The 17,763-nt window shown below is 45.2% G+C and carries 17 protein-coding genes; 9 read left to right on the forward strand and 8 right to left on the reverse strand.

Features of this window, described 5'->3' with window-relative positions; genetic code table 11:
* Positions 1-442: 442 nt before the first annotated feature.
* On the reverse strand, positions 443-655 hold the full coding sequence (locus tag N4J56_RS02180; protein ID WP_039715050.1) for a chlorophyll a/b-binding protein: 213 nt from the start codon (positions 653-655) through the stop codon (positions 443-445).
* A gap of 140 nt (positions 656-795) precedes the next feature.
* Complete coding sequence (locus N4J56_RS02185) at positions 796-981, reverse strand: hypothetical protein (RefSeq protein ID WP_317104940.1); 186 nt, start codon at positions 979-981, stop codon at positions 796-798.
* Between the two features lie 95 nt (positions 982-1,076).
* Between N4J56_RS02185 and N4J56_RS02190 the strand changes: the two genes are divergently transcribed.
* On the forward strand, positions 1,077-4,229 hold the full coding sequence (locus N4J56_RS02190; RefSeq protein ID WP_317104941.1) for an MFS transporter: 3,153 nt from the start codon (positions 1,077-1,079) through the stop codon (positions 4,227-4,229).
* A gap of 215 nt (positions 4,230-4,444) precedes the next feature.
* Here the strand turns inward: N4J56_RS02190 and mnmH are convergent, their stop codons facing one another.
* Complete coding sequence (gene mnmH, locus N4J56_RS02195; protein ID WP_317110560.1) at positions 4,445-5,497, reverse strand: tRNA 2-selenouridine(34) synthase MnmH; 1,053 nt, start codon at positions 5,495-5,497, stop codon at positions 4,445-4,447.
* Positions 5,498-5,611: 114 nt separating this feature from the next.
* Between mnmH and N4J56_RS02200 the strand changes: the two genes are divergently transcribed.
* Positions 5,612-6,604, forward strand: a complete 993-nt coding sequence (locus N4J56_RS02200) for an aldo/keto reductase (protein ID WP_317104942.1) — start codon at positions 5,612-5,614, stop codon at positions 6,602-6,604.
* 73 nt (positions 6,605-6,677) lie between these two features.
* Here the strand turns inward: N4J56_RS02200 and N4J56_RS02205 are convergent, their stop codons facing one another.
* Together N4J56_RS02205 and prfC are read right to left on the reverse strand one after the other, a co-directional pair.
* Positions 6,678-6,818, reverse strand: coding sequence for a hypothetical protein (locus N4J56_RS02205; RefSeq protein WP_317104943.1), 141 nt, complete (start codon positions 6,816-6,818; stop codon positions 6,678-6,680).
* Positions 6,819-6,918: 100 nt separating this feature from the next.
* On the reverse strand, positions 6,919-8,556 hold the full coding sequence (gene prfC / locus N4J56_RS02210) for a peptide chain release factor 3 (RefSeq protein ID WP_317104944.1): 1,638 nt from the start codon (positions 8,554-8,556) through the stop codon (positions 6,919-6,921).
* A 104-nt stretch (positions 8,557-8,660) separates the two neighbouring features.
* On the opposite strand from prfC, the gene N4J56_RS02215 reads away from it, so the two are divergent.
* The 3 genes from N4J56_RS02215 (at position 8,661) to N4J56_RS02225 (ending at position 10,452) form a co-directional block, all read left to right on the forward strand.
* Positions 8,661-9,002 (forward strand): DUF4870 domain-containing protein, encoded by a 342-nt coding sequence (locus N4J56_RS02215; protein WP_015152510.1) that lies wholly within the window; start codon positions 8,661-8,663, stop codon positions 9,000-9,002.
* Between the two features lie 99 nt (positions 9,003-9,101).
* A complete protein-coding gene (locus N4J56_RS02220; RefSeq protein ID WP_317104945.1) occupies positions 9,102-10,067 on the forward strand; it encodes a hypothetical protein in 966 nt (321 codons plus the stop codon).
* Between the two features lie 148 nt (positions 10,068-10,215).
* Positions 10,216-10,452, forward strand: coding sequence for a type II toxin-antitoxin system Phd/YefM family antitoxin (locus N4J56_RS02225; protein WP_410500294.1), 237 nt, complete (start codon positions 10,216-10,218; stop codon positions 10,450-10,452).
* A gap of 28 nt (positions 10,453-10,480) precedes the next feature.
* Here the strand turns inward: N4J56_RS02225 and N4J56_RS02230 are convergent, their stop codons facing one another.
* Positions 10,481-11,212 (reverse strand): class I SAM-dependent methyltransferase, encoded by a 732-nt coding sequence (locus N4J56_RS02230; protein ID WP_317104946.1) that lies wholly within the window; start codon positions 11,210-11,212, stop codon positions 10,481-10,483.
* Between the two features lie 123 nt (positions 11,213-11,335).
* Here N4J56_RS02230 and hemB point away from each other — a divergent pair, with 123 nt between their 5' ends.
* Entirely contained in the window at positions 11,336-12,316 is a 981-nt protein-coding gene (gene hemB / locus N4J56_RS02235; RefSeq protein ID WP_317104947.1) for a porphobilinogen synthase, read from the forward strand.
* A 50-nt stretch (positions 12,317-12,366) separates the two neighbouring features.
* Here the strand turns inward: hemB and N4J56_RS02240 are convergent, their stop codons facing one another.
* The gene (locus N4J56_RS02240) at positions 12,367-13,962 is read right to left on the reverse strand and encodes an iron uptake porin (RefSeq protein WP_410500403.1); all 1,596 of its coding nucleotides are present in this window, start codon (positions 13,960-13,962) and stop codon (positions 12,367-12,369) included.
* 358 nt (positions 13,963-14,320) lie between these two features.
* On the opposite strand from N4J56_RS02240, the gene N4J56_RS02245 reads away from it, so the two are divergent.
* Positions 14,321-15,307, forward strand: coding sequence for a metal ABC transporter solute-binding protein, Zn/Mn family (locus tag N4J56_RS02245; RefSeq protein WP_317104949.1), 987 nt, complete (start codon positions 14,321-14,323; stop codon positions 15,305-15,307).
* Positions 15,308-15,313: 6 nt separating this feature from the next.
* On the forward strand, positions 15,314-16,123 hold the full coding sequence (locus N4J56_RS02250; RefSeq protein ID WP_317104950.1) for a metal ABC transporter ATP-binding protein: 810 nt from the start codon (positions 15,314-15,316) through the stop codon (positions 16,121-16,123).
* Between the two features lie 134 nt (positions 16,124-16,257).
* Here the strand turns inward: N4J56_RS02250 and N4J56_RS02255 are convergent, their stop codons facing one another.
* Positions 16,258-16,830, reverse strand: a complete 573-nt coding sequence (locus tag N4J56_RS02255) for a DUF2808 domain-containing protein (RefSeq protein WP_317104951.1) — start codon at positions 16,828-16,830, stop codon at positions 16,258-16,260.
* 405 nt (positions 16,831-17,235) lie between these two features.
* On the opposite strand from N4J56_RS02255, the gene N4J56_RS02260 reads away from it, so the two are divergent.
* Positions 17,236-17,745, forward strand: a complete 510-nt coding sequence (locus tag N4J56_RS02260; protein WP_317104952.1) for a hypothetical protein — start codon at positions 17,236-17,238, stop codon at positions 17,743-17,745.
* Positions 17,746-17,763: the final 18 nt, after the last annotated feature.

The following is a 17,763-nucleotide window of genomic DNA, read 5'->3' on the forward strand; positions in this document are numbered from 1 at the left end:
ACTTTGCCTATGTAGACGCGAATTTCATTTGCCCAAACTTAGTTTAATAGCAATACTTCTCGGTTAGAATGCATAGCCCTTGAAGATCCCCCAACCCCCTTAAAAAGGGGACAAGAGTTCCCCTCTTTTTAAGGGGAGGACACTTACGTGGGCGGGTTTCCCGACTTGAGTAAAGTGTCCGTGGGTTAGGGGGGATCGACTCTTAACCAAGAAGTATTGGGTTTAATAGCGGTTTTCAAGCGGGTAAAATACACGAGCTGTAGGGGCGCACAGCTGTGCGTCCCTACAAATGTCACTATAAAATCTGAACTGCAAGAAGTTTTATAAAAAGCATAATAGTCTCTCCTCAATATGATTGAAAAGAGAGACTGTTAGAGCGAATTTTTGAAAATAAAGCAAGGTTGGTAGAGCAAACCCCCTGAAAAAGGGAGGTTTGAGAGATCTAGTAACCGATAAGATGTAATACGTCGCGCAGAACGCTATAGCCTGCTAAATCCCAGATCAAATATGCGAGAAATCCAATCATTGCCAAACGTCCGTTCCACAGCTCGGCTTGAGGATTCAACCCAAAGATGAATGCGTTTCTGTCTACGCCATTGTACGCTTTAGCAACTGGTGGTACATCTGTAGCTGGACGAGTTTCGCGAGTTTCCATTTTTTTGCTCCTAATCGAATAAGCCGCTTCACATATCTTTAATTTAAAGAGAAATTTAATTCTTGCTTTCTGTCTAGAGGTACAAACTAGCAGCACTTCTCTAGGACTAATATAAAGTGAATTTTTCAGGAGGAATTCTATCAATAGACGGTGTAAATCGCGATGAAGCGATCGCCTGGTATTGTTAACAACTTGTAATTAGTATCTTGACATACATAAACGCTGCTAAATACATTTACTCGTCTCAGAAGTAAATCTGAATTCATCCCACTACAGGCAGAGCTTTCAGACTTGGGGTGGATGTTTGGCGCTGTTAAATGCAGCATTTTTAAGCTACGGGGTTAAATAGTATTTTTAGCTCCTAAATTTCCTCCTCACATTGTATTTAGACGCTCAGCACAGCACAAAAGAAGGAAAAACCATGTTTCAGAATCCAGAAATTTTACTGGGACTATATAAACCTTTCTCCTGGCTGGCACAGTTAACTCCACCAGATGGGGGTGTGACGACACCAGCGGAGGCGGCGTTTGTATTTTCAGGTCCGAGATTTTTCGTTGCTTTAATATCGGGAGTAATTCTTGCCTTTGCCGTACAACTTGTATTAACAAACCTCTCTGTGGCTGCTGGGATTTCCTATTTAGGACGGCAATCAGACTCAGATTCAGGGAGCAGTGAATCTGGGAGTGTGGGGGGAACGATCCGCAAAATTGGTACGGCAGTAGGTATTTGGACGTTAATAACTGTCAGCATTGCTTTATTCATCGCTAGCTTTCTTGCGGTTAGTTTAAGCCTGCTGAGCGTAGATGTAGGACTGGGAGCAGTTCTCGGTCTAGTGATTTGGGGAGCTTACTTTTTACTGCTGGTGTGGGTTAGTTCCACCACAGTTGGTTCCTTGGTTGGTTCCGTCGTGAATACGGCAACCTCTGGTTTTCAAGCAATTATGGGAACGGCTACCGCTGCGATCGGAGCAAAAGCTGTCAATCAGCAAGTCGTACAGACAGCAGAAGCGGCAGCTGCGGCAGTACGGCGAGAACTAGGTAGCGCGATCGACCCGACCACAATTCGCGAGAACCTGGAAGATTATATAGACATGCTGCGTCCGCCAGAGATAGACACGACAAAGATCAGAGGAGAATTTGAGAGAATTCTACGCGATCCGCAACTGGCAGATCTTGCCGGAACCGATGACTTGCGGAATATCGATCGCCAGAAGTTTATCGATCTCGTCAGCAGCCGTACCGATTTATCGAAACGCGAAGTCAATAAAATTGCCGATCAGTTAGAAAGCGTCTGGCGGGAGGTGGTGGCGAACCAACAACCCAAACGAGATCGCATGGATGAGTTGATCGAATACCTCAAGTCCGTGCAGCCTGGACAAACTAGAACGGACGAGTTGAACGCCAAGATTGATCGACTCACAGAAGAAATGCGATCGTCTAAGCAAGCCGACCAAAGACAAGCAGACCAAGCCGACAAAGCCACCGCAGGTCCAGTACAGCAAACGCTGCAAACGGGAATCAACACCCTGATGGGAATGGTGATGGGACGTGCCGATCTATCAGATTTAGATGTGGAGAAGATCTTGCGATCGCTCCTCACGGCAAGAGATAAAGTCACCGAGGGAGTAGATAAGGTCGCCACTCAAACAGGAATGAAATCTGCGGAAGTTCCCTACACGACCATTAGGGCGGATGTAGAAAACTACCTGCTCAACACTTATACTTGGCAATTAAGTCAAGACAGGATGGATCGGGAATTCCGCGACATTCTCTACGATCCGGCAGCCGATCCACAAGCAGTCAGGCAACAGATCGAGCAACTTTCTCGTAATGATTTTGCCCGATTGCTGCAACAAAAGGGAATGCTGACCCAAGCTCAAATTCAAACTATAGCCGATCGCTTGGAACTGATTCGTCAAGATGTCTTGACCACAGTGAGAGGTATTGAAGAAAGGGAAGCAGTTCAAGAACTCCAACACCGTGTAGAAAGTTATCTACTGACAACGAGTAAAGCAGACTTAACTCCAGAAGGAATTGAGCGCGACTTCAAACCTTTATTAGAAGACTCGGATGCCGATTACGAAACTCTCGGTCTGCGTCTAGCTAGGTGGGATCGGGACTCGTTGCGACAAGTGCTATTGCAACGTAACGATATTACCCCAGAAGAGGTAGAGCCAATTTTAGATCGGTTGGAGGCACAGCGCGAAAAAGTCTTAGTTGAGTCTAAAGGACTGGCAGACCAGGCAAAATATCAAGCTGAAACCCTGTGGCTGAATTTGGAATCTTACCTACGTAACACTGGCAGAGATGAATTGAATCCCTACGCAATTGAGGCTGAACTTAAAACTTTACTAGAAGATCCGCAAGCGGGGATGGCAGCGCTAAGGGCACGGTTGTCTCGCTTCGATCGCGAAACCCTGGTACAACTGTTAAATCAGCGCCAAGACTTGAGCGAAGAACAGGTCAACCAAGTTATTAACCAAGTTGAGGGGTCTTGGCACAACGTGCGGGTTGCACCGCAAGTTTTGGTGGGTAAAGCGAAGGAACAATACGACTCGGTGACGAATGCGATCGCCGATTACCTGCGCAACACTGGTAGAGAAGAGTTGAATCCAGAAGGAATTCAGCGCGACTTTCAGCGCTTGTTTGCCAATCCGAAAGAGGGATCGGCTGCCCTCAGAAGGCGCTTGTCTCACGTAGATCGAGAAACCCTGGTGAAGTTATTGAGCCAGCGGCGCGACTTGAGCGAGGAGCAAGTCAACCAAATTGTCGATCAAATGCAAACTTCGATTCGGGATATTATCAAAGCGCCCCGTCGTCTGGCAACCCGCACGCAACAAAGAGTCCAGAATTTCCAAACCTATTTGGAAGAGTATTTGCGTCACACAGGTAAGGACGAACTTAACCCAGAAGGCATTAAGCGGGATCTGTCTTTGTTGTTACGCGATCCGAAAGTGGGAATTGAGAGTTTGAGCGATCGCTTGTCTCACTTCGATCGCGAGACTTTAATTGACTTGTTGAAGATGCGGGGAGATATGTCCGATGCGGAAGCAGCTAGAACTGTCGATCAGGTATTAGCTGTACGCGATAATTTTGTCGATCAGGTACGAGCAATTCAACGGCGGATTCAAGATGCGATCGACAGCGTATTCGAGCGCATTCGCAGCTATCTCAATTCGCTCGATCGCCCAGAGTTGAATTACGACGGCATTCAGCGGGATATGCGCAAGTTATTTGACGACCCGCAAGCTGGGTTTGATGCTTTGCGCGGACGGCTATCTTCGTTTAATCGAGATACTTATGTAGCAATTTTGAGTTCTCGCGAGGATATTTCGGAGGCGGATGCGAATCGAATTATCGATCGAATTGAGTCGGCGCGTAACAACGTGCTGCAAAGAGCAGAACGCATTCAGCACGAAGCACAGAAGCGATTGGAGCAAGTCAAAGAACAGGCAGAAAAGCAAGCGGAAGAGACGCGCAAGGCGGCGGCTTCAGCTGCTTGGTGGTTGTTTGGTACGGCAACAGTTTCGGCATTCTTTGCTGCTTTAGCAGGTGCGATCGCTGTAGCGATTTAAATAGCTTAGGTTAGGTTGAGCCTCTCACTCCGGTGAGGGGTTTTTTTATCAGTGCTGAAGGCGCGCATCTTGAGTTAAAGAAGTTGTTGAATCCATAGGTTAATACTTTTTGAAAGGGAGTCAAGAGATTAGTATTTAGATATAGTTTCCCGTGTAGAGACGTTACATGTAACGTCTCTACACGAGCAATCAATTTCACGATTCATCTAGGATTGCTATAGTGAGATCAAATTATTTAGAACATGCTCGATATTGATATCTGATACATCTGACATGAACAAAGATTTTTCTACGTTGGCATAATCTCTTTTTATAGAGCAAGAATAAGTTGGATCGTAGTGAAAAAGGAGTAGTTCTTTAACGATATCTTCTCTTTTCTCAGCATCGATTAACTGAAACCAATAATTTAGTTTTTGTTTTCCATATCTAGATTTTAATTTTTCTAGTTTAGTTTTTAGAAACTCATTCTGAGTTTCTAAATAGGAATATTCTCTTAAAAGAAATGCAACTCTACTATCCATAGGTAGCTGAATTTCTATACACTGAGATTGCTTCATTTTCTGCCATAGAGGTAGAGGTAAATAAATTTTTCCAATTTTGTTACTTTCTGATTCTATCCATACAACTCGATCGCGATTAAATTTTTGTAATTGCTGTAAAAGCAATGATTCAAAGTACTTCTGTGAAGGTTGGGGAGTTGGTTGTGGCTGCCATTCTTCACCAAGCAAAGAACCGCGATGGTTGGCGATCGCCTCTAAATCTAAAACTTGTATGCCGCGCTGTTGTAACCTACGTAAAATCAGAGTTTTACCGCTACCTGTAAAACCGCATAAGACTTTATAGGTAAATTGAGTTGGGAGTTGTTCTAACTGTTGCCCCACGTAGGCGCGATAAGTTTTATACCCACCTTCCAAGACGGTGACTCGCCAACCAATTTGTGCTAGCACCGCAGCCATACTATTAGAACGTTGTCCGCCGCGCCAGCAATAGACTAACGGACGGTAATCTTTGTCTTTATCGGCAAAATGCTGTTGGAGATGCTGAGAAATATTTTTAGCTACCAGTGCTGCACCAATTTTACGCGCATTGAAAGGATTGATTTGTTTGTAAATCGTCCCCACTTCAGCACGTTCGGTATCATCTAGTACTGGAAGATTAATAGCACTAGGAATACGATCCTCTGCATACTCGCTCGGGGAACGGACATCAATAATTTCGCTGTAGGTTTCTGTCCAGGGTTGCTGGGTATAAATCGGAGAAGGTGGCATTCCAGTCAAATTTTATCTATTTTGATTTTGCCATTTTTAGAAGTTTTACTTTGCTACCATACGAAGAGATATTCGTTGCCCTCAGTGTCTTGCTGAAAATTTAAGGAGCTATTGATGACAGATAAGACCACTCGGCGCAATTTTCTGCTTACTGGTGCGGCTGTAGCAGGTGGAATTATTGGTAGCACGGCGTTACAACAAAATCAAACTGATAGCGCTCAGTCTACGGCACAAAATACAGCGACTAAATCGACAGCCAAGATGCCAGAAAGGGTACTGGGACGCACAGAGGTTAAAGTTCCAATTTTCGGCTTAGGCGGAGCAGGACAAACGCCTCTATCTTGGGAGGGAAAAGAAGGGGATGCAATCGCAATAATTGAAAAAGCGATCGCGCTTGGGATTCGTTATTTTGATACTGCGGCAAATTACGGTCCGAGTGAAGATTATTTTGGTAAAGTTTTACCATCTCACCGGAAAAATATATTTCTTGCTAGTAAAACAGATGCTAGAGATCGAGATGGTGCATGGCGCGAATTAGAGCGATCGCTCAAACGGCTCAATACAGATCGATTAGATTTATGGCAAATGCATCATGTCTCTTTTACTGAAGATTTAGAGACTATTTTCGGCAAAAATGGGGCAATTCAAGCTGTCGAAGAAGCAAAAGCCCAAAAACTCATTCGCTTTGTGGGAATTACCGGACACCACGATCCTAATATTATTGCTGAAGGTTTGCGCCGCTATTCATTTGACGCGACGCTAATTCCCGTCAACGCAGCAGATAAACACCATCCACGTCCCTTTCTCCCTGTGGTTCTACCAGTTGCAAGGGAGAAAAATGTTGGTGTAATTGCAATGAAAGTTCCAGCTTACGGTCGCTTGTTCAAACCTGGCGGGTTAGATGGGATGAATCAAGCATTAGGATATGCTATGTCTCAACCAGGAGTGCATTGTTGTGTTGTAGCAGCAGAAACGATCGCTCAATTAGAAAATAATGTTAAAGTAGCTCAAGCTTTTCAACCTTTATCTCAACAGGAATTAGCGGTGATCGAGCAACGCACTGCTGCTATTTGGGAGGATAATACCTTCTTTCGAGCATGGACGTAATGTTTGTCACTAGTCATTTGTCATGCGTCATTTGTAATTGGAAAATCAATGACTGAATAATAATTGCCAAATGTCAAATTCTGAACCATTTACAAACTAATTTGCCATCGACGCGAAACCATTGAGCGACTAATTTACCTTTCTGTTGTTGAGTAGGATTGAATTGTAGTTGGGTTGGTTGAACTGCGGTTTGGGGAGTTGCGATCGCTTTCATAATTAAACTTCCTTAGAAAAAGATTGAATTCAACGACAATCTTTCTATAGGGAGCAGGTGCGATCGCTATGCAGTAGAGACGTTACATGTAACGTCTCTACTATTCTCCGTTGCGATCGCTTGCACTCACAGAAGTTAAGGGAGCAATTTTACTCAACTTCAAATCTGGATGATCCGCTTCGAGTTGCTGGCAATTCCATTCGTTACGGAATAGCAAAACGGGACGATTGAGGGAATCTTTCACTGTCATGGTATTGAAGATACGCCCTACTTTTTCCAAAGCTTCCCAACCATCAACTACCCAACGAGTGACGGTATAAGGCAATAGGTCTAGTAGCGTCTCAACTCCATATTCGTTTTGCAAGCGGAACTGTACCACTTCAAATTGCAACTGTCCAACTGCTGCTAAAATTGGGTCGCGCTTGGATTCATCCACTGAATACATAATTTGGACTGCGCCTTCTTCTCGCAACTCGGACACGCCTTTTTGAAATTGCTTAAATTTAGAAGGGTTGGGGTTTCTCATCACGGCATACAGCTCGGGAGAGAAAGAAGGAATGCCTTCGTACTCTAGCTTTTGTCCCGTGTAAATCGTATCGCCGATCGCAAACATGCCTGGATTATTCAAACCAATCACATCGCCGGGATAGGCTACATCAATTGATTCGCGGTCTTGGGCAAATAATTTTTGGGGTCTTGACAAACGGATCGTTTTACCAGTACGGGCATGGTTCACCGTCATATCTTTTTCAAATTTACCCGTACAGACGCGAATAAACGCCACGCGATCGCGGTGTTTCGGGTCCATATTTGCCTGAAGTTTGAACACGAAACCCGAAAATTCTGGATAGGAAGGAGCGATTTCACCCATACTGCTAACACGGGCATAGGGTTTGAGGGCGTAGTCCAAAAAGGCATTTAAAAACAACTCCACGCCAAAATTTGTCATGGCGCTACCAAAGAATACCGGAGTCATTTTGCCTTGGTGGACGAGATCTAAATCTAGTTCCGATCCCGCTTCTTCTAAAAGTTCTATATCCTCTTTCAGTTGGTAGTAAAGGTCTTGTTCCAACAACTGCTCGATGCGCGGATCGCCCAAATTAACTATCGTATCTGCCGCCGCTTTGCTACCGTGAGCCGTCCGTTCAAATAAGTGGATCTCCTGCGTGCGACGGTCGAAAAGTCCCTTAAAGCGATCGCCCATACCAATAGGCCAATTGACCGCGTAAGTCTGCAACCCTAATTCTTTCTCAATTTCATCCAACAGCGATAGTGGTTCTCTCCCAGGACGGTCGAGTTTATTCACAAATGTAAAAATGGGCAGCGATCGCAGTTTACAGACTTCAAATAATTTGCGCGTCTGCGGTTCCAAGCCTTTCGCAGCGTCGATCAACATCACCGCATTATCTGCCGCTGCCAGGGTACGATAGGTGTCTTCGCTAAAGTCTTGGTGTCCTGGCGTATCTAGCAAGTTGATCTGAGCGTTGTGATATTCAAACTGCAAGACTGTTGAGGTGATGGAAATTCCCCGCTGCTGCTCCATTGCCATCCAGTCAGAAGTTGCCTTGCGTTGCGCTCGTCGCGCTTTGACGGCTCCTGCTTCGTGAATTGCTCCCCCGTACAGCAATAACTTTTCTGTTAGTGTAGTTTTACCTGCGTCTGGGTGAGAAATGATGGCGAAATTGCGTCGCCGCTCCACCTCTGTTTGTAAATCTGCTTGTAGGTCGTTGGAGATCATTGAAGCTTAGCTGTAGGATGTAACAGGAAGTAAAAACCAGAGTCTAGCAGAATCTAATTTACCTTTATTTAGGATAACAATCTGCAACTGAGGAATGTGTTTGTATGTACGACCCTGACAAGCGGAAACTGCTATCGGCAATTAGCCACGGAGCGATCTTTTTCAGTACCACTCTGGTATCTGTTGGTATCCCCATCGCTGTCTTGTTTGTCTCCGACGATCCAATCGTCAAGGAAAACGCCAAAGAAGCGATTAATTTTCACTTAAATGTCTGGTTTTGGGCATTAGTTATTGGCGTACTAGTAACAATCAGTTTTGGTTTGTTATTTCCTTTGGCAGGACTGGGATTTTTAATTCATTGGGGATTAACTATTCTGGCGATCGTCAAAGTCTTGAGTCATCCTGACGAGTCTTTCCGCTACCCTTTTATCGTGCGATTGTTATAAATTTTTGACAAAGATTAATTGCCAAAAATCTTTTTTTCCTGAATTTGCAGCATAGCGCCTGAAGCAATAGTCAGAGAGCTTTAAGTCATAGGTGCGTCAATGGCTACTGACTATATTCTGTTCATTCATGGCGTTAATACTCGCGAACAGCAGGCACAGCCAAGCTATGCCAACGATTTAATTAAATTGCTCGATCGGGCGATCGCGTCCCATGCACCGACGCTCAATCCTAAATATATTCCGCTTTACTGGGGTGACACTCTATTTGACGAACAACAAAAACGTCTGGATAAGTTCCGCGCCTCTAGCCAGTGGAAGCGTCTGTGGTTTCGCAATTTCCGCTCCACACAACTGATGCAGTTTATTGGGGATGCAACATTATATATCAACCGTCATGTTGGTGCTAAAGTTGTTGAGGAATTGGCACGGCAAATAGAAGCGAATTTACCTTCACAACCCCAGCTAGACGATCGCTTGCATATAGTGGGTCATAGTTGGGGGACGGTAATTTTATTCGATCTTTTGTTTGCAGGACGTTGGGATCTTCCTAATGTACCAGGTGGCGATCGCGTCCGCACGATCCGACAGCGAATTTTTGGTGTAGCACCGGAACGCGAACGGGGTATCCGCCTTGCTAGCATTCACACGCTGGGTTCTCCCATTGCTTTATTCAATCTGATCGATCTCGTACCTGATGCGACGGGACTCGGTTCGACTTACGATATTGCCAAGAATTTACAAGAGCTACTGCAAACCTTGTATCGAGAGCGCAGACAGCAGCCTTTACCTTGGTACAATTTCATTCACCCCAGCGATCCGTTTGCTTGGACGCTGAAAGAGGTGATGCAGGAGGTGGTAGGTAGCGGTTTAGTTGAAATTGAAGATGTCGTTACCAGAGATACCGATTTTACCGATTTGCTGATGCTGCCTTTTCGTCAAACTCCCGTATCTTTGTTAATTAACGGTGGCGATGCTCACGCTAGTTATTGGCGCTGTCGAGATGTGGTGCAAAAAATGAGTAGCGCGATCGCTTCTAATAGGGTGAAACAAGCTGCGATCGCCTAGAGAGAATGTAACGCGGGCAATCGCGAATCTTTGAGACGATTTTGTTAAAATACGTACAGCTAATCTGTACAATAACGATGGAAACCATATATACAAAAGCCCGTGAAATCTAGCAGCCTTACTAGATCGAGCTGTTGACGATCGAGATGTGATTATTATCCAGCGTCGTGGTAATCGAGATGTAGCCTCGATTGATGCATCTGAATTAATAAGCTTGATGGAAACAGCATATTTGCTGCGATCGCCCCAAAATGCAGCACGTTTATTAAATGCGCTGGAGTGGTCGAAGTCACGCGATCTGCAACCAATAGAAACTAAGGATACTGAAACTGCGATCGCTGATTTAAAACTAGAGTTAGGGATTCAGGAAGAAAAAGAAGGTTAAACTACCTATAACGCCAGCAATACTTTAGCTATTCTTTACGTGCAACGAATACTGCATGAGCTTTGGGTAGGTTGTATTGTCCGTAACTGCGCCCAATCTGAATTTGGAAGCCTGCTTGAGAGAGTTCTCTTGCCACATCTTCTACTTTGTATAATTGGAGACAGTGGACTTCATCATCTCGTCTGTAGTATTCTTCTACCTTCCGAAAGGTAATAATCCGACGGATTAATCTTTTTTGCTGCCAATCTTCCTGCTTTTCTACAAGTACTATCCAATCCTTTCCTTGCGTAAATCCTTTAATTGTAGCTCCTGGTTCAATCTGTCCTGGTTCTGCGATATCAAAGATAAAGATACCACCTGGAGTCAACGTATCGTATATACGATGAAAAAACTGACCCAGTATTTGGCAGTTGTTATCTACATCAAACAGGTAGTTGAGGCACTCTCCAATTGAGGTAATGACATTACATGAAGGAATTTCTACTTTGAATAGCGATCCAACCCGAAATTCTGCCTCTGGCACTCTCGTTCTGGCGATATTGATGAGCGATGTAGAGATATCGACTCCGAGAACGCTATAACCCGCCTTTGAGAATTCTTGCGCCGATAATCCGCTGCCACAACCCAAGTCTACTATTAGACCTTCCCGTATCTGATTTTGAGCCAAGATTTCCAAGATCGCGGCAGCAGATTTGAGAGCATAGTCGCTAAATCCGACATCGTGAATGTATGCGAGGTCTTCCTTGTACCACTGAATCATATTTCGTTCAATAATCTTAATATTTTTAACAACCGTTACTCGTTCTGTCAGTAGGGCGATCGCGGCGTAATATACTTCAAGATCTGAGCGCTACATCTTCTCAAGCCGTCATATCATAACGTCATGTTTCCAACTCATCGCCCTCGCCGCTTAAGAACTCATCCCCAACTGCGCCGAATGGTGCGGGAAACGGTTTTATCTAAAAACGATTTAATTTATCCTCTATTTGCCGTCCCTGGTGAAGCATTTGCCAAAGAAGTCAAATCGATGCCAGGAGTCTATCAGTTGTCGGTAGACAAAATTGTGGAGGAAGCGAAAGAAGTTTACGATCTGGGTATCCCGTCGATTATTCTATTTGGCATTCCTGAAGATAAAGATACCGATGCAACTGGAGCTTGGCACGATTGCGGGATCGTCCAGAAAGCTGCAACTGCTGTCAAAGAAGCAGTACCAGATTTAATTGTCATTGCCGACACCTGCTTGTGCGAGTATACCAGTCACGGTCACTGCGGCTATTTGCAAACAGGCGATCTGATGGGTCGAGTTCTGAACGATCCGACTCTGGAATTACTCAAGAAAACAGCAGTGTCTCAAGCGAAAGCGGGAGCCGATATCATCGCACCTTCGGGGATGATGGACGGATTTGTACAAGCGATCCGCGAAGGGTTAGATGCAGCAGGATTCCAAGATACGCCGATTTTATCTTATGCGGCGAAGTACGCTTCAGCTTATTACGGTCCCTTCCGCGATGCTGCCGATTCTACACCGCAATTTGGCGATCGCCGCACGTATCAAATGGACCCGGGGAACGCCCGCGAAGCGATTAAAGAAGTCGAACTCGATATTGCTGAAGGGGCAGACATGCTGATGGTGAAACCTGCTTTGGCATATATGGACATTATCTGGCGAGTGAAGGAAGCCACCAATTTACCTGTAGCCGCTTACAATGTCTCTGGCGAGTATTCGATGGTGAAAGCCGCCGCCCTCAATGGCTGGATTGACGAACAGCGGGTAGTAATGGAGACTCTGACAAGTTTTAAACGGGCTGGGTCTGATTTGATCTTGACATATCACGCAAAAGATGCTGCTCGTTGGATTGATTAATTTTTGATTGTAGAGACGTTACATGTAACGTCTCTACAATCTCTACATTCTTAGAAACTAAATGTTGTCCGAAGCGCGCCGATGATGGCATCGTCGTTGTCGTTATTGAATCCAGGTGAGGTGATCCAAATTACGCCAGGAGTGACGGCAATGTTATCGGTCAGTTGATATTGGTAGAAACCTTCAATGTGGAAGGAATTATCGTCATCCTCAGCAATTTGGTCGATAGTAGACTCAGTGACTTTTGGTTCCATGCCAAACATAAAGCCGAGTAAACTGCCTTCTTTTCCCAAATCTGGGAAACCAAGGGTAACGGCATAATTCCAAATGTCTAACGTGCCTCGATCCAATTGTCCCCCTACCGAGGAAAGTAGGCGAGTGTTGTTGTAACCAGCCCAACCACCAATGACAATCCCATCGGTAACTTGCCAAGAAAGCTGTACGCCATAGGTGTCGGTAGAGGTTGGTGCGTCGATACCGAGTTCGTCAGCAATGAAGCTTCTGGGGTTAGCGCCAGCGCTACCTGTAAAGGTATCAGAAGCATTGTAGGCATGGACATATGTTAAACCGAGTTTGAAGCGATCGCCTCCTTTGAATAAGAGTTGACCGAACGCACCGTAAGGACCGTTAAATAATCCACTGCTATCACCAGGATTGTTCGCACTACCATCTTCTGCTAAGTAGCCCAAGCTGACTTCAAAACTGTCGCCAAATTCGTGCTTAATACCTAAACCAGAACCGAAAACTTGGTTGTAGAGAGGGTTGCGCGTACCATATGCTGAGAGCGATCCTGAATCGCCATCACCATCAAACACGGTCACAGTGTCAGCAAAGTCGTAAAATGCAGCGCCATATATCCCTAGTAAAACTTCCGTGCGATCGCCTAGAGGAAAAGTATATTCTAGAGTTTCTAAGGCAAAATCATTGTCGGGTTGGTCGTCACCTTGGGCGCGGACGAAAGAAAGTTCGCCCTCATTCGTACCTGTAATCCCCGCATATCCCCGCAAGTTCCCAGCAGACATCAGAGTATACAGCGAGTCTTGTCCGGTAAAGCTAGTGTTGAATTCTATCCTTGCCCTGTTTGTAAAGATAGTATTGTCTTCAACTTCACCACCATCAGCAGTATCGCCGCTAAAAATATCCGACACAGCCGCAATTACGGCTCCACTCAATTTTGTGGTGGTAGAGAACTGATTTGCTTCTAGTTCGGCTGTCGCTGCTTCCAAGCTATCGACTCGACCGCGCAAGGTAGCAAGTTCTGTGCCAAACTCTTCTTGTAACTTTTGTAAGGTAGCTAAGTCTTCTTTGGTCACTAAGTCTGTTGTTGCTGTAGCAATTAACTCGTTGACTCGATCCAAACAAGCATTTAATCCCGCCGCAAACTCGTATCTCGTTAAGGCTCGATTACCGCGATACGTACCATCAGGATAACCCGCAATACAACCGTAACGCTCTACCAAAGATTGCAATGCCTGAAAAGCCCAGTCAGTCGGTTGCACGTCTGATAATTGGGAAACTGAAGTCACCTGCGCCATAGTATTGCTAGTCTTTGGATTCGCTGCGGCAGGGAACAACGGGCTACAAGCTAATATTGTTGCAAAAACTACCGGACTAGCCAAAAGCGATCGCCACAAGCTTTTATTCATCATTTACTTTCCTCACACCAAGATGTTGCGCTCTCGCTTCTATGAAGTCATAGCAACTGTGTTGTAGCAACTATGAAGCCGTGACTACATCTGATTGCAAGAGCGTGCAACTTTTTGTCAATAGTTTGACAGAAAACTAGTGACTTCGGCTGCATTTTTTCAACAATTTTTTATTTAAATTTTCTATCTTACGGCGGTTGCCATCACTGCTCATAATTGATATGAAATTGCAACTCTTACTCAAGAGCGACTCGCGACTGAGATCTGGACAGAAAAAGATGATATTGATTCTCATTGTAGTTGTAAAATAGACTTCTGGTTCAAACGCAACCTTTTAGCCAATACCAGGAGAAAAATTGTGAGCCGCTGCTACTTGCGATATTGGACTAGATGGCAACTCAGCCTACCCTTGATGTCACTCCTACTGTCATCAATTGCTACAGGCTGTAATAACCAAGCGAGTTCGCCGCCACCCGCGCCTCAAGTTGAGACAGTTGCGTCGCCGTCGGATCGGTCAAAGGTCGTGACAACATTTTTACCGATGTACTGGTTTACCAAAGCAGTAGCAGGAGAGGAGGCGCAAGTAGAAATTTTAGTCCCGCCTGGTACGGAAGTACACGAATACCAAGCAACACCAGCCAACGTGCAGGCGATCGCCACGGCTGACGTTTTAGTCAAAAACGGTTTGGGCTTGGAAGAATTTCTGGAAGATACGATAAAAAATGCTGGTAACTCCAAGCTGAAACAAGTCGAAGCAAGTCAAGGAATAAAACCTGTAACAGAAATTTCCCCAGTGGAAGAAGCGACTTCAGAAGAAGAACACGAACACGAACACTCTGAGGGTAATCCCCACGTCTGGCTCGATCCCGTCTTGGCGCAACAACAAGTCAATAACATTCGGGATGGCTTAATTGCTGCCGATCTACAAAATAAGGCGACTTACACTACTAACGCTGCCAACTATATCCAACAGTTGCAGACACTCGATCGCGAGTTTAGGCAAAGGTTACAAAAATATCCTAACTGCACGTTTGTCACCTTCCACGATGCCTATCCTTATTTGGCACAACGCTACAAACTCAAACAAGTAGCAGTCGTAGAAATTCCCGAAGACCAATTATCGCCCCAGGATATTCAAAGGGCGATCGCGGCGGTGAAAAAATACAACGTCAAAGCGGTGTTTGGCGAACCAGGGACAGATAACAGGTTGCTAAAAAACCTTTCTCAAGATTTAAATCTGACTTTCAGACCTATAGATCCTCTGGAGACAGGAGAGACAAATCCCCAATATTATTTCACGGCAATGAAAGCTAACCTCAAATCGTTGGAATCGGCTTGTCAGTAATTAATTGTGAATCATTCAGCAGTAACTAGTAACAAATACCCGATTCTGAAAGTAGAAAGCTTAACAGTTTACCAAGGTAACTATCTCGCCGTCCGAGATGTTTCCTTTGAACTGATTTCAGGGACGGATACAGCGATCGTCGGTCCCAATGGCGCGGGGAAAAGTACCCTCGTACAAGCATTGCTAGGGACAATTCTCCACGCTGCGGGCAAAGTTGAAATTTTCGATCGCCCCCTAGAACGCTTGGGGAGATTGTGCCACCAGATCGGCTACATGCCGCAAAATTTTATCTTCGATCGCAGTTTTCCGATCTCTGTCAGCGAATTGGTTGGGTTGGGATACGTGGAGGGGCGAGAGGCTAGGGGCGCACAACTATGCGCCCCCACAGTAAATTCAATGCATTCTCGAGCGGAGGGAAGAAAGGCAGCGATCGACCGAGCATTGAAACGAGTTGATGGGTATCATCTGCGCCGACAGCCAATTGGTAGCCTCAGTGGGGGTGAATTAAAACGGGTGCTACTGGGGTATTGTTTGGTGATGCCACGGCAGCTATTAATCTTGGATGAGGCTTTTGCTGGTGTTGACGCACAAGGGGCAGCCGATTTTTACACATTGTTAAACGAACTCAAACAACAGGAAAATTGGACGGTATTGCAGATTTCCCACGATTTAGATATGGTCAACCGTCACTGCGATCGCGTTCTCTGTCTCAACCAAAGCCTAATTTGCACGGGTACGCCCGAAATTGCCCTATCTCCACAAAACTTACTAGCAACCTACGGTCCCAACTTCAGCCGCTACCATCATCGGCATTAGAGGGCGCAGGGAGCGCTCGGGCGTGGTGCGTGAAATACTCCTGACTCCTGTACGGGCGGGTTTAGCAAAAGATACACAGCTTGCAACAATAAATTTTTCCTCAAAACCCGCCCCTACGACTTCTGACAACTGATTTAAAAAATGTCTCTACTACCACCGTTGTTGTAGAAATGTAACCGACCGAAGCCCATGAATTGACTGCGGACTTTTTCCCCTGGCGGAAAAGCGGTGACACCAAATAGATAAACTCCAGAAGTTGTGGGATTCGCTCTCGGTCTGAGACCAATAGTAATTGCTCTACCAGGGGGAATTGGGGGATCGAAATTGACTGTCACCGTTCGCGTTTTTCGATCGTGGGTGACTTCGCCTAATTGAATTTTGTCACCGCGATCGCGGCGCGTTCCAACAAACGCCCGGGTATCATCGAGCTTGTAACGAATATTGTCCGCACCTTCCTTTTGATGAATCGTCACCCGTTGTAAGGGTTCGCTTGCGGCTTTGGGAATGGCGATCGTGAAGTAATAAGTTGCGCCCCACACATTGACGCTATCAAAAGTGGTTGTTGCTTCCAGTAGATCTGGCGGTTGTACGAAAGCAACTGAACCGTCTCCCAGCTGCACGGCTTGTACAGTTGAGGGAACTACTCCACCTAAACCCAAACCTACCGCGATCGCAGTTCCCAACAATCCGATCGTTTGTCTTACCATACTATCTATCTGTAAATCAGGGAGTCGTACGGGCGGGTTTAGCAACAGATTTACGAGTTATGGCAATAAATCCACATTCAAAACCCGCCCGTACAGAAGTCGCGAGAAGAGAGCTGAGGGTGAACAACCCATTACCCATTACCCATTACCAGCCACCAATTTCATTGTAATATTTCTTACTTTTAAAGCTGAAAAAAAGTTTCTTCTTATTAATTCGCAACTTAGAGTTCAAACATAATTCACATTTAGTTTGCTAACAATTAGCTAAGCTAAAGGTAATCGGAGATCGGTAATTGGCGATCGGTAATTGGTGGACGATCGCTAGTCGCTGATAACTTTGTACAGACGTTACATGTAACGTCTCTACACTGACAACCGATAACTAATTCAATTAGGGGATTTGATATGACTGTTGCATCAACCACTCAATTGAAGCGACCCATTTGGCATACTGTTGTCATCTTGACTTTAGGGCTTTGGCTTGGTGGTAGCTTGCTTTTGGACTGGGTAATTATGCCTAGTTTGTATGTGTCTGGGATGATGACTCAACCTGGATTTACATCAGCAGGCTATTTCATGTTTTGGAATTTTAATCGGATTGAATTACTTTCTGCTGCCTTGGTATTGACAGGGGTTTTAGCACTCGGCAAATCGCAATTATATCATGCTAATTTGGCTTGGAAAGCCGCAATTTTATCTTCGCTGTTGCTAGCGATCGCCCTGACTAATACTTATTTTCTCACTCCCAATATGTGTGCTGTGGGAATGCCGCTGAATGTATTTGAGTCCGTTCAAGAAATTCCTTCAGTGATGAATCAATTGCACGCTGGTTACTGGCTGCTAGAAGCTGTGAAACTTTCGGTTGGCGGTACGTTGTTAGTTTGGTGCTTTCGCCAAAAAGCTGAAGTTAACTAATTTGACTTAGCAGATTTT

The organism is Chroococcidiopsis sp. SAG 2025, from assembly GCF_032860985.1.
Taxonomy (GTDB): Bacteria; Cyanobacteriota; Cyanobacteriia; order Cyanobacteriales; family Chroococcidiopsidaceae; genus Chroococcidiopsis.